At 65.7% G+C, this 13,593-nt stretch carries 6 protein-coding genes; 5 read left to right on the forward strand and 1 reads right to left on the reverse strand.

The genetic code is table 11. The features are described 5' to 3' along the window. Nucleotides 1–45: 45 nt before the first annotated feature. The 3 genes from HZB49_RS29225 to HZB49_RS29235 are packed head-to-tail and all read left to right on the forward strand — an operon-like array spanning nucleotide 46 to nucleotide 8,877. Nucleotides 46–6,330 carry a HAMP domain-containing protein gene (locus HZB49_RS29225; protein ID WP_291617616.1) on the forward strand — a complete coding sequence of 2,095 codons (6,285 nt, stop codon included), beginning with the start codon at nucleotides 46–48 and terminating at the stop codon, nucleotides 6,328–6,330. Between the two features lie 16 nt (nucleotides 6,331–6,346). Beyond that, nucleotides 6,347–7,825: an HWE histidine kinase domain-containing protein gene (locus tag HZB49_RS29230; protein WP_291617682.1), complete on the forward strand. Its 1,479-nt coding sequence runs from the start codon at nucleotides 6,347–6,349 to the stop codon at nucleotides 7,823–7,825. Between the two features lie 56 nt (nucleotides 7,826–7,881). Then, nucleotides 7,882–8,877 carry a P1 family peptidase gene (locus HZB49_RS29235; RefSeq protein ID WP_291617617.1) on the forward strand — a complete coding sequence of 332 codons (996 nt, stop codon included), beginning with the start codon at nucleotides 7,882–7,884 and terminating at the stop codon, nucleotides 8,875–8,877. Between the two features lie 21 nt (nucleotides 8,878–8,898). Here HZB49_RS29235 and HZB49_RS29240 read toward each other — a convergent pair whose 3' ends face one another. Next, a complete protein-coding gene (locus tag HZB49_RS29240) occupies nucleotides 8,899–9,639 on the reverse strand; it encodes an EF-hand domain-containing protein (RefSeq protein ID WP_291617618.1) in 741 nt (246 codons plus the stop codon). A 257-nt stretch (nucleotides 9,640–9,896) separates the two neighbouring features. On the opposite strand from HZB49_RS29240, the gene rpe reads away from it, so the two are divergent. Then, nucleotides 9,897–10,598: a ribulose-phosphate 3-epimerase gene (gene rpe / locus HZB49_RS29245; RefSeq protein ID WP_291617619.1), complete on the forward strand. Its 702-nt coding sequence runs from the start codon at nucleotides 9,897–9,899 to the stop codon at nucleotides 10,596–10,598. Nucleotides 10,599–11,565: 967 nt separating this feature from the next. After that, complete coding sequence (locus HZB49_RS29250; RefSeq protein ID WP_291617620.1) at nucleotides 11,566–13,560, forward strand: NADPH-dependent 2,4-dienoyl-CoA reductase; 1,995 nt, start codon at nucleotides 11,566–11,568, stop codon at nucleotides 13,558–13,560. Nucleotides 13,561–13,593 lie beyond the last annotated feature (33 nt).

The following is a 13,593-nucleotide window of genomic DNA, read 5'->3' on the forward strand; positions in this document are numbered from 1 at the left end:
ACTCAAGCCCGTAACGCGAGCCGCGCTTTCCGCTCAGGAGACACCATGAGTGATCTTGCTACCGGGCCCTCCTCCCAGCTTCGCCGTAGCCAAAAGCGCAAATCCATCGCGAACGGCAAGCCGGCCCCGCTAGAAGATCTGCTCCACGCCCTGCAGGCGATGCGCTCCGGCGACTTCTCGGTCCGCATGACCGGCGATCATCTCGGCATCGAGGGCAAGATCGCCGACACCTTCAATGAGATTGTCGCCGCCAACCAGCGCATGGCGCAGCAGCTCGAACATGTCGGGCAAGTGGTGGGCCGCGAAGGCAAGACCCGCCAGCGCGTCAAGTTCGACCTTACCACCGGCTCGTGGGCGGACATGGAGAGTTCCGTCAACACGCTGATCGACGATCTGCTGTGGCCGACGCGCGAAGTCACCCGCGCGGTCGCCGCCGTGGCGCAGGGCAACCTCCTGCAGACGGTGAAGCTCGACGTCGACGGCCGACCGCTCGGCGGAGAATTCCTGCAGTCGGCCGACATCGTCAACACGATGATCAAGCAGCTTTCCGTGTTCACCTCGGAGGTGACGCGTGTCGCCCGTGAGGTCGGCACCGAAGGCAAGCTCGGCGGCCAGGCCCAGGTGCCGGAAGTGACCGGCGTCTGGAAGGATCTGACCGAGAGTGTCAACTCGATGGCCAACAATCTCACCGGCCAGGTCCGCAACATCGCCGAAGTGACCATCGCGGTTGCCAATGGCGACCTGTCGAAGAAGATCACGGTCGACGTTCGCGGCGAGATCCTGCAGCTCAAGGAAGCCATCAACACCATGGTGGACCAGTTGCGCTCGTTCGCCTCGGAAGTGACGCGCGTGGCCCGCGAGGTCGGCACCGACGGCAAGCTCGGCGGCCAGGCCATCGTGCCCGGTGTCGCCGGCACCTGGAAGGACCTCACCGACTCCGTCAACGCCATGTGCGGCAACCTCACCGCCCAGGTCCGCAACATCGCCAACGTCACAACCGCCGTGGCGCGCGGCGACCTCTCCCGCAAGATCACGGTGGACGTGCGCGGCGAGATCCTGGAGCTGAAGGACACCATCAACACCATGGTGGACCAGCTCAACTCGTTTGCATCGGAAGTGACGCGCGTCGCCCGCGAGGTCGGCACCGAAGGCAAGCTCGGCGGCCAGGCCCAGGTGCCCGGTGTTGCCGGCACCTGGAAGGATCTCACGGACAACGTCAACTTCATGGCCTCCAACCTGACGGCGCAGGTCCGCAACATCGCCGACGTCGCCACCGCCATCGCCGGCGGAGACCTTTCCAAGAAGATCACCGTCAACGTGTCGGGCGAGATCCTTCAGCTCAAGGAAACGCTCAACACCATGGTCGACCAGCTCAACGCGTTCGCCGGCGAAGTGACCCGCGTTGCCCGCGAAGTCGGCACCGAGGGACGTCTCGGCGGACAAGCCAACGTGCTCGGCGTCGCCGGCACCTGGAAGGACCTCACCGAGAGCGTCAACTCGATGGCGTCGAACCTGACCGCACAGGTCCGCAACATCGCTGAAGTGACGACCGCGGTCGCCAATGGCGACCTGTCCAAGAAGATCACCGTGGATGTGCGCGGAGAAATCCTCGAGCTGAAGGACACCATCAACACCATGGTCGACCAGCTCAACGCCTTCGCCGGTGAAGTGACCCGCGTCGCGCGCGAGGTCGGCACCGAGGGCAAGCTCGGCGGTCAGGCGCTGGTGCGCGGCGTGGCCGGCACGTGGAAGGACCTGACCGACAGCGTCAACTCCATGGCCTCCAACCTCACCGGCCAGGTCCGCAACATCGCCGAAGTCGCAACCGCGGTCGCGAAGGGCGACCTGTCGAAGAAGATCACCGTGAACGTGTCGGGCGAAATCCTTCAGTTGAAGGAGACGCTCAACACCATGGTCGACCAGCTCAACGCCTTTGCCGGCGAAGTGACGCGCGTCGCCCGCGAAGTCGGCACCGACGGCAAGCTCGGCGGACAGGCGCAGGTGACGGGCGTTGCCGGAACCTGGAAGGACCTCACCGACTCCGTCAACTCGATGGCGGGCAACCTCACCGCCCAGGTCCGCAACATCGCCGAAGTCGCAACCGCCATTGCCGGCGGCGACCTCTCGCGCAAGATCACGGTGGACGTACGCGGCGAAATCCTTCAGCTCAAGGAAACGCTCAACACCATGGTCGACCAGCTCAACCGCTTCGCCGGTGAAGTCACCCGCGTCGCGCGCGAGGTCGGCACCGAAGGCCGCCTCGGCGGCCAGGCCAACGTCCCCGGCGTCGCCGGCACCTGGAAGGATCTCACCGACAGCGTCAACTCCATGGCGGGCAACCTCACCGCCCAGGTCCGCAACATCGCCGAAGTCACGACCGCCGTGGCGCGCGGCGACCTCTCGCGCAAGATCACCGTGGACGTGAAGGGCGAAATCCTCGAGCTGAAGAACACCATCAACACCATGGTCGACCAGCTCAATGCCTTTGCCTCCGAAGTGACGCGCGTGGCGCGCGAGGTCGGCACCGAAGGCAAGCTCGGCGGCCAGGCCGAGGTGCCCGAAGTCGCCGGCACCTGGAAGGATCTCACCGACAACGTCAACTTCATGGCCTCCAACCTCACCGCGCAGGTCCGCAACATCGCCGAAGTTGCAACCGCGATCGCCGGCGGCGACCTGTCGAAGAAGATCACGGTCGACGTGCGCGGCGAAATCCTCCTGCTCAAGGATACCCTCAATACGATGGTCGAGCAGCTGCGCTCCTTCGCCGCCGAAGTGACGCGCGTCGCGCGCGAAGTCGGCACCGAGGGCCGGCTCGGCGGCCAGGCCGTCGTGCCGGGCGTCGGCGGCACCTGGAAAGATCTCACCGACAACGTCAACCTGCTGGCCGCCAACCTCACCACGCAGGTCCGCAACATCGCCGAAGTCACCACCGCCGTGGCGCGCGGCGACCTCTCCCGCAAGATCACCGTGGACGTGAAGGGCGAGATCCTCGAGCTGAAGAACACCATCAACACCATGGTGGACCAGCTCAACGCGTTTGCCGGCGAAGTGACGCGCGTGGCGCGCGAGGTCGGCACCGAGGGCAAGCTCGGCGGCCAGGCGGAAGTGCCCGGCGTTGCCGGCACCTGGAAGGATCTCACCGACACCGTGAACTTCATGGCGGCGAACCTGACCGAACAGGTGCGCGGCATCGTCAAGGTCGTGACCGCGGTCGCCGACGGCGACCTGAAACAGCAGCTCACCGTGAAGTCCAAGGGCGAGGTCGCAGCGCTTGCCGACACCATCAACAACATGACCGAGACGCTTGCGACCTTCGCCGATCAGGTGACCAGCGTGGCGCGCGAAGTCGGCGTCGAAGGCAGGCTCGGCGGCCAGGCCAACGTGCCCGGCGCCGCCGGCACCTGGAAAGACCTCACCGGCAACGTCAACCTGCTCGCCGCCAACCTGACCTCGCAGGTGCGAGCCATCGCGGAGGTCGCCACCGCCGTGACCAAGGGCGACCTGACGCGGTCGATCCAGGTCGATGCGCGCGGCGAAGTCGCCGAGCTCAAGGACAACATCAACACCATGATCGGCAATCTCCGCCTGACCACGGAGCTCAACACCGAACAGGATTGGCTGAAGACCAATCTCGCCCGCTTCACCAACATGCTGCAGGGCCAGCGCGATCTCTCCACCGTCGGCCGCCTGTTGCTGACCGAGCTCGCGCCGCTGGTGAACGCACATATGGGCGTGATCTACCAGGTCGAGAACGAGGACAATCCGCAACTCCGCCTGCAATCGTCCTATGCAACCGACTCCACCTATCCGCATCCGCCCGTGGTGCAGATCGGCGAAGGCCTGGTCGGCCAGTGCGCCATGGACAAGCGCCGGCGCCTGGTCGCGGACATCCCGCCCGACGCCACCCCGGTCAACTCCGCGCTGTTGCGCGTGCTGCCGAAGAACCTCGTTGTGCTTCCGGTACTGTTCGAAGGCCAGGTCAAGGCCGTGATCGAGCTTGCCTCGGTCGGTGCTTTCACCAATTCGCAGATGACCTTCCTGGAACAGCTCACCGATTCCATCGGCATCGTGCTGAACTCGATCGAAGCCACGATGCAGACCGAAGGACTGCTCAAGCAGTCGCAGCAGCTCGCCGGCGAACTGCAGACCCAGCAGCGCGAGCTGCAGCAGACCAACGAGCAGCTCGAGCAGAAGGCGCAGCAACTCGCCGAGCGCAACGTCGAGGTCGAGCGCAAGAACCAGGAAATCGAACAGGCCCGCCGCGCGCTCGAGGAGAAGGCGAGCGAGCTCGCGCTGACCTCCAAGTACAAGTCCGAGTTCCTCGCCAACATGAGCCACGAGCTGCGCACGCCGCTCAACAGCATCCTGATCCTCGGCCAGCAGCTCACCGAGAATCCGGACGGCAATTTGACCGGCAAGCAGGTGGAATTCGCGCGCACCATCCATGGCGCGGGCACCGACCTGCTAAATCTCATCAGCGACATCCTCGACCTCTCCAAGATCGAATCCGGCACGGTCACGGTCGATGCCGAGGAAATCCTGATGACGAACCTGCTCGAGACCGTCGGGCGTCCGTTCCGGCACGAGGCCGACAACCGCCAACTCTCGTTCAACATCGATATCGACCCGAATCTCGGGCGCAGCATCGTCACCGACTCCAAGCGCCTGCAACAGGTGCTGAAGAACCTGCTGTCGAATGCCTTCAAGTTCACCGCCGAGGGCGGCGTGCGCCTGAGCGTATCCGCCGCCGTCGGCGGCTGGAGTACCGAACACCCGGTCCTTTCACATTCGCCCGCGGTGATCGCGTTCGAGGTATCCGACACAGGTATCGGCATCCCCCTCGACAAGCAGAAGCTGATCTTCGAGGCGTTCCAGCAGGCCGACGCCGGCACCAGCCGCAAGTATGGCGGCACCGGTCTGGGACTTGCCATCAGCCGCGAACTGGCAACGCTGCTCGGCGGGGAAATCCACCTGACCAGCGCGCCCGGCAAGGGCTCGACGTTCACACTCTATCTGCCGCTGAAATATTCCGGCCCGACGGTGGCGCCGCGGGTGCAGGCGTTTGCAACCCACAGCGCGATTCCGGCGCAGCCGGCCGTCTCGCAGGAGCGTGTCATCGAGCAGATCCCGGACGACCGGCTCAATCTCGAGGCCGGCGACACCATCCTGCTCATCGTCGAGGACGACCCGCATTACGCCCGCGTGCTGGTCGATCTCGCCCGCGACAAGGGCTTCAAGGTGCTGGTGGCCGCGCGCGGCGCGGAGGCGCTGGAACTGGCCAAGCAATATCAGCCGGCGGCCGTCTCGCTCGACGTGTTCCTGCCGGACATGCTGGGCTGGACCGTGCTGAGCCAGCTCAAGCACAACCCCCTCACCCGGCACATCCCGGTGCAGATCATCACGCTCGACGAGGACCGCCAGCATGCGCTCGCGCGCGGCGCCTTCTCCTTCGTCAACAAGCCGACCACGACCGAGGGCGTCAGCGCCGCGCTCTCGCAGATCAGGGAGTATGCCCGGCCGCGGCGCAAGCGCCTGCTGATCGTCGAGGACAACGCCGCCGAGCAGATGAGCATCAGGGAACTGCTCGACCACGACGACATCGAGATCGTGACGACCGATACCGGCGCCGGCGCGCTGGCGACGATGCGCGACAACCCCTGCGACTGCGTCGTGCTGGACCTCAAGCTGCCCGATATGAGCGGATTCGAGGTGCTCGACCGCATCCGCGGCGACGACGAACTGTCCAACGTCCCGGTCGTCGTCTTCACCGGGCGGGAACTTTCGGTCGAGGAGGATGCGGAACTTCACACCATGGCGCGCAGCATCGTGGTGAAGGGCGTCGAATCGCCGGAGCGGCTGCTCGACGAAACCGCGCTGTTCCTGCATCGCGTGATCACGGAACTGCCGCTCGACAAGCAGCGGATGCTCGAGAAACTCAACAGTTCCGACGAGGATCTGGTGGGGCGTACCGCGCTGCTGGTCGACGACGACGCGCGGAACATCTTTGCGCTCTCCAGCGTGCTGGAACGCCGCGGCATGAAGGTCCTTACCGCCACTACCGGCAGCGAAGCGGTCGCACTGGTGGAATCCAATCCGGAGATCGCGATCGTGCTGATGGACATCATGATGCCGCAGATGGATGGCTACCAGACCATCGGCGCGATCCGGGAGAACCCCGCGTTCCGCCGGCTCCCGATCATTGCGCTCACCGCCAAGGCGATGAAGGGCGATCGCGAGAAATGCCTCGAGGCCGGCGCGTCGGACTATCTGGCGAAGCCCGTCAACACCGAGCAGCTGCTGCTGGCGATCCGCATGTGGCTGCACCGCTAGCTCGTGAAAGCGAATGATGGATCACGAGAAGGTCAATATTCTCCTGGTTGACGATCAGCCTGCCAAGCTGCTCGCCTACGAGGTCATCCTGAAGCAGCTCGGCGAGAACCTCGTCGTGGCCTCCTCGGGCCGCGAGGCGCTGGAATATCTCCTGAAGAACGAGGTTGCCATCGTCCTCGTCGACGTCTGCATGCCGGAGCTCGACGGGTTCGAGCTCGCGGCAATGATCCGCGAGCATCCCCGCTTCCGCAAGACCGCGATCATCTTCATCTCGGCGATCCAGGTCAGCGACCTCGACCGCCTGCGCGGCTACGAGATGGGTGCCGTCGACTACGTGCCGGTGCCGGTCGTGCCCGAGGTGCTGCGCGCCAAGATCAAGGTGTTCGCCGAACTCTATCGCAAGACCCGGCAGCTCGAGCGGCTCAATGCGGAGCTCGAAGACCGCGTGCGTGCCCGCACCGCGGAACTCGAGGAATCGCACCGCCGCCTGCTCGAAAGCGAGCAGCGCCGCAGCCTCGCGATCGCCGCCGGCAAGATGGGCTCGTGGGACTGGGACTGGGTCAATGGCGACTGGATGTGGGACGAAGGCCAGTACCAGATTTTCGGCCTCGATCCCGAGAACTTCGTCGTCACGTCGTCGAACGTGCAGGCGCTGCTGCATCCCGACGACATCAGCGAATTGCGCAAGGCGCAGGCGCAGTTCACCAAGGGCGTGAAATCCTATGAGGCTGAATTCCGGATCGTGCGGCCGGACGGCGAGGTGCGCTGGTGCGTCGGCACGGCCGCCGTGACGCTCGATAATGCCGGCCGCGTCGTGCGCGTCAGCGGCGTCACCGTCGACATCACCGAGCGCAAGCATGCCGAGGAGCGGCAGAATCTGCTCGCGCGCGAGGTCGACCATCGCGCCAAGAATGCGCTGGCGCTGGCGCAGTCGATCGTGCGGCTGACGCGCGGCGACAACGTGAAATCCTACGTGCAGTCCGTGGAGGGCCGCATCAACGCGTTGGCGCGGGTGCATACCGTGCTGTCGCTGTCGAGCTGGCAGGGCGCCGAAATCCGCCGCCTGGTGGACGAGGAGTTCGCGCCCTATGCCGTCGGCAACCAGATCGCCCTCACCGGCCCCGAGGTGCAGTTGCGGCCGGCGACCGCGCAGACGCTGGCGCTGGCGCTGCACGAGCTCGTCACCAACTCCGCCAAGTATGGCGCGCTGTCGACGCAGTCGGGGCGGCTGTCCGTCAGCTGGCAGGACAAGGACGGCGTGCTGTGCCTGGTCTGGCAGGAGCAAGGCGGCCCGCCCGTGCGCAAGCCGACATCGCAGGGTTTTGGTACGCGCAGCGTGCTGGCCAGCGTCGAATCCCAGCTTGGCGGACAAGCCGACTTCGACTGGCGCAGCGAAGGGCTGCTGTGCCGGCTGTCGGTACCGCTGTCGCCGGAGGCCGCAATGTCCGGGCGCAGCACCGTGCGCGAGCCGTCCGTCGAACGGGCGGGCTCCTGACTCTAGGTTCGGCCGGCGCTGTTGACGGCGCCGCGGCGCTGCGGTCATCTCACCGCATGAGAAATCTCCTGACCGATATCGCGGGCGTCAGCGTCGGCCATGCGGACGATGCGGCGTTGGCCTCCGGCGTCACCGCCATCCTGTTCGACAAGCCGGCTGTTGCTTCCGTCGACGTGCGCGGCGGCGGGCCGGGCACGCGCGAGGACGCCCTGCTCGATCCCGTCAGCACGGTGGAGGCGATCGATGCCATCGCGCTTTCCGGCGGCTCGGCCTATGGCCTCGATGCCGGCGGCGGCGTGCAGGCCTGGCTCGCCGAGCGCGGCCGCGGCTTCCGCATCCGCGACGCCGTCATTCCCATCGTCACCGGCGCGATCTGCTTCGATCTCCTCAACGGCGGCAACAAGGCCTGGGGCCGCTTCTCGCCCTATCGCGACCTCGGCTACGCCGCGGCTAGCGCAGCCGGCAGCGATTTCGCCATCGGCAGCGTCGGCGCCGGCCTCGGCGCCACCACTGCGAATTTCAAGGGCGGACTAGGCTCTGCCTCGGCGGCGACCGCAGCCGGCGTCAAGGTCGCAGCGCTTGCCGTGGTCAACGCCGTCGGCAGCGTCACGATCGGCGACGGGCCGTGGTTCTGGGCTGCGCCGTTCGAACTCGACGGCGAGTTTGGCGGGCGCGGCATGCCTGCCGCCTTCACCGCCGACATGCACAGATTCCGCATCAAGGGCGGACCGGATGCGACGGCGGTGGAGAACACCACGCTGGTCGTTGTCGTCACCGACGCCATCCTGACCAAGCCGCAGGCCAAGCGGCTGGCGATGATCGCGCAGACCGGCATGGCGCGCGCGATCCATCCCGTGCACGCCCCGCTCGACGGCGACGTGGTGTTTGCGGCGGCGACCGGCGCCAAGCCGGTCGATCCGCTGTTCGGTCTCACCGAGCTCGGCATGGTCGCCGCCAATGTCGTGGCGCGATCCATTGCGCGAGGCGTCTATCATGCCGCCGCGCTGCCCTTTCTGGGCGCGTTACCGGCTTGGAAGGACCGGTTCGGCTAGCATCCCGCATTTAGCTGAGAACTAAACGCTGACGGATAGCGATGAGCTGGCCTGCGTGGCGAGTGCGTTCGCCTGCCGCTGGATCAGCTGTTCGAGGAGATTGTAGGACGACGTCGCCGCGGTCGATGTGCTCGAGGCGGCCGGCTTCGTCATGGTGACCGTCGAGCCGTCGGCATAGGTCAGCGACGTCGTGCTCGAGCCGTCGGCGTTGGTGACGGTGGTGCCGCTTGCGCCCTCGAGCGCCTGCAACAGCGGATCGCCGGATTCATCGCTCGCGCCGCCGGCCGTGTGATGATGGCCATGGTGACGGCCGCGGCCCTTCAGCGCCGAGGACATCTCCTCCAGCGAGACCGAGTTGTCGCCATCCCTGTCGAGCTTGCCGAAGACGTCGTCAGCTTTCGCAAGGTTGGTGCCGCCGGCGCCGAGCGCATCCTCGAACTCGTCCTTGCTGATCTTGCCGTCGCCATCGGCGTCGATCTTCGCGAACAGATCCTTCAGCGCGTCCGCGCGGCTCATCGGCTGGAAGGTCGATCCCGACTGGCTCTGCGCCGCCAAGAGCGCGCTCATGGTTTCCGGCGAGATATGCGCACCGCCGCCTGCGGCAGGGCCCGCGTACGGACCCGACGAGGTCGCAGCGTCCGCCTGGAAGGCGAACAGGTTGGCCTGGTCCTGGCCGGAACCCGCCGACGGCGTCTGCTTCGCCGAGGCGAGGCCAAACAGGCCGTCGATGACGGATGCCGCTGCACCCAAGGCAAGCATCATGACGAGAACTCCAACAATGGCCGCTATCGGCGCGGCGCGTACCTTCTCGCCGGATTCTTCAGCAAGCGCCGTGCCAGCGGAAAAACCCAGCAAAATAAGGGCTTTTCGCCATCGGCCGGCCCCGGCAACCCCGGCAACAAATGCCGCTTCCGGCAGATTTTTCCGCCCACAGGAGAAGTTTTCCTCCGCATTGCCCCCTCGGGGCCTTGCGTGTTACGCGAAACCATTCCGACCCGTCCATATGATCCGGAAGCGCCATGTCCCAGCCGTTTGCGCCACGTCCCCTCGTCATCGCGCCGTCGGTGCTCGCCTCGGATTTTTCCAGGCTCGGCGAGGAAATCCGCAACGTCGATGCAGCGGGCGCCGACTGGATCCATCTCGACGTGATGGACGGGCATTTCGTGCCGAACATTTCCTATGGCCCCGATGTCATCAAGGCGATGCGGCCGCACACCAAGAAGATCTTCGACGCCCATCTGATGATCTCGCCGTGCGACCCCTATCTCGAAGCCTTCGCGAAAGCCGGCTGCGACCAGATCACCGTGCATGCCGAGGCGGGCCCGCATCTGCACCGCTCGCTGCAGGCGATCCGCGCGCTCGGCAAGAAGGCCGGCGTCTCGCTCAATCCGGCAACACCGGCGAGCGCGATCGAATATGTGCTCGACCTGATCGACCTCGTGCTCGTCATGTCGGTCAATCCCGGCTTCGGCGGACAGGCTTTCATTCCCTCCGCGCTCGGCAAGATCAGGGACATCCGCGCCATGACCGCCGGACGGCCGATCGACATCGAGGTCGACGGCGGCGTCGGCCCCGATGTGTCCGGCCAGCTTGCGGCCGCAGGCGCCAATGCGCTGGTCGCAGGCTCCGCAGTGTTCAAGGGCGGCACGATGGAGTCGTACAAGGCGAACATCGCCGCAATCAGGAATGCAGCGCTGCTTGCGCGGGGCGAGGCGATTTGAGGCGGCGGACGTGCTGCTGCCGATTTGAATGTTAGAGCCACGACCACCGGCCGTCATACCCCGCGCATGCGGGGTATCCAGTCCGCCGCAGCCCATCGACATGACAGCTGACGTCTCTGGAATACTGGATCGCCCGCTTTCGCGGGCGATGACACTTGAAGACATGCATTCTCGTTCTCACGACGCGATTTTCGCCTGAGCTTTGCATCTCGTTGGCCCCCTTTTTTGAAGAGGGCGCAGGGAAAGCCGGGCGCCGGCGGCACCCGCATCACCGTGTGCGATCTGTAGCGAAAGAAAATGCACACGGGTTTGACAGGTACAGCCGAGACATCCCGGCTTTCCCCGCGCAATGGCTTTACGACTTATGTCGCGCTCTCCCCGGGGAACGGCCTTTCTTGCCCCCGTTGCCTCGCCAGCACAGGCCGGCGGGGATAGACGCCAGGGTCGCGGCGCCAGGACCACACGATTTCGCCGTACGCTGCCAACGTTTCGTCGGGCGGGAACAATCTCGCCTGACGCCGCAGCGTCCATCGCAACCCGCGCCAACGTTCGTGACGACCGCGAAGCGTCCCCTCATGGAGGCGCGGGATGCGCCGGATATACTTCCGATTTACGGAACTGTCAACAGATATTGTTCCGATTTTTAGAACTAGCTGAACTTGCTGCGGAATTCGATTTCCAATCTTGCCGCCGGACGTTTCCGCCCGGCGGCGACGGCGACATTAGTGCCGGCATTTCGTGTCTCAATCGCAACAAGCAGAGCTGGGCGGCTGCTACATCGCGCGAGTCGCCCATTAATTACAATATATTGTCTTATATTTCACTCGTGAACGGCGCGATCTCGCTTGATGCGCTGCATCTCACTTCCATTTGGCAATCCCGCTCCCATATATATAAATATATTGACATATTATGCGGACAGCGCTAGTCGACAGGCAACAAACGCCTGGAAACGCCGGAGCCCCGCATGCCGAACGCGCACGCTGTACTTCTCGATCCGATCCGGGTCGGCGCGGTGACGCTCAAGAGCCGGATCGTGATGGGATCGATGCACACAGGCCTCGAATGCCATCCCGAGCGTTTCGACGAGCTTGGCCGGTTCTATGCGGAGCGCGCCAAGGGCGGCACGGGACTGATCGTCACCGGCGGGTTCGCGCCGAATTTCGCGGGCCGCATGAAGAACGAGCCCGGCACGTTCGAGCGGCCGGACCAGGTGGGCGACCACCGCAGGATCACCGCGCCCGTCCGCGCGGCGGGCGGCCGCATCCTTTTGCAGATCCTGCACGCCGGCCGCTACGGCTATCACCCGGCCGTGGTGGCGCCCTCGCCCATCAAGTCGCCGATCAACCGCGACGTGCCCGCCGAACTCACCTCCGCAGAGATCGAGGAGACGATCGCAAACTATGCGACGACGGCGCGTCTCGCCATCGAGGCCGGCTATGACGGCGTGGAGATCATGGGCTCGGAAGGCTATCTCATCAGCGAATTCCTGGCGCCGCGCACCAATCACCGCGACGACCAATGGGGCGGCCCGCTGGAAAACCGGGCGCGCTTTCCGCTCGGCGTGGTCAGGGCGGTCCGCGCCGCAATCGGCGACGCCGTCATCTCGTATCGGATCTCCGCGCTCGAGCTCGTCGAGGGCGGGCTGACGCAGGACGAAACGACCTGGCTCGCCAGGGAAGTCGAAAAGGCCGGCGCCGACTGTCTCTCGACCGGGATCGGCTGGCACGAGGCCGCGGTGCCCACCATCGCAGGCCCCGTGCCGCACGCGGCCTTCATCGAGTCGACGCGCCGCCTGAAGGAGGCCGTCGGCATCCCCGTCACCGCCAGCAACCGCATCAATCTTCCCGGCGACGCAGCCGGGATCATCGAGAGCGGCTCCGCCGATCTCGTTTCGATGGCGCGGCCGCTGCTGGCGGACGCCGAATTCGTCAGCAAAGTAGGCCGCGGCCGCCCCGATCTCGTCAATGTCTGCATCGCCTGCAACCAGGCCTGCCTCGACCATTACTTCACCGACCAGGTGATCACCTGCCTGGTCAATCCGCGCGCGGCCCGCGAGAACGAGTTTTCCGACACCCCTGCGCCTGCCGCCAAGCGCGTCGCCGTGCTCGGTGCCGGCGTGGCCGGCATTGCGGCGGCGCTCGAAGCCGCCCGCCGCGGCCATCACGTCACGCTGTTCGAGGCGGCGAGCCGCATCGGCGGGCAGTTGGCGCTGGCGGCGCACATTCCCGGCAAGGAGGACTACGGACTCTCGCTCGAAAGCTTTGCGGCGCAGCTCGCCGATTGCGGGGTCGAGATCCGGACGGGAGCGGCGGTCGATGCCGATACGCTCAAGCGGTCTGACTTCGACGAGGTGATCGTCTCGACCGGCGTGTCGCCGCGTCCGATCGACATCCCCGGCGGCGACGATCCGCGCGTCGTCGGATACATCAGGATCCTCGACGGCAGCGTGAAGGCCGGCGACCGCGTCGTGATCGTCGGCGGCGGCGGCATCGGGCACGACGTCGCGCTCTTCCTCGCCTTGGAGAGCAACGGCCGAAGGCAAACGCGCGAGGAATTTTTCGAGCGCTGGGGCATCGGCGGCACGGCGAAAACCCATGCGGCGCGGCGGCAGATCACGATGGTGAAGCGCTCGCCCGGCGCCTTCGGCCGCACGCTCGGCAAGAGCACGGGCTGGATCCTGCGACAGGAGCTGAAGGACATGAAGGTACGCCAGATCTCCGACGCACGTTATGTGGGGATCGACGCGCAGGGGCTGCACATCGCCCTCCCCGACCGCAACGAAATCCTGCCGTTCGATACGCTGGTCGTCTGCGCCGGCCAGGAACCGGAGCGGCGGATCGCCGACGAGATCGCGGCGAACGGGCAACCGGTGCACGTGATCGGCGGCGCGAGGCTCGCAGGCGAACTCGACGCCAAGCGCGCGATCTACGAAGGCGCCATCCTGGGAAACCGGATTTGAAACCACCGCGAAGATCTGCGGAAGATAGAGCAA

Origin of the sequence: Bradyrhizobium sp., assembly GCF_016219575.1 — a bacterium.
Classification (GTDB): Bacteria; Pseudomonadota; Alphaproteobacteria; order Rhizobiales; family Xanthobacteraceae; genus Bradyrhizobium.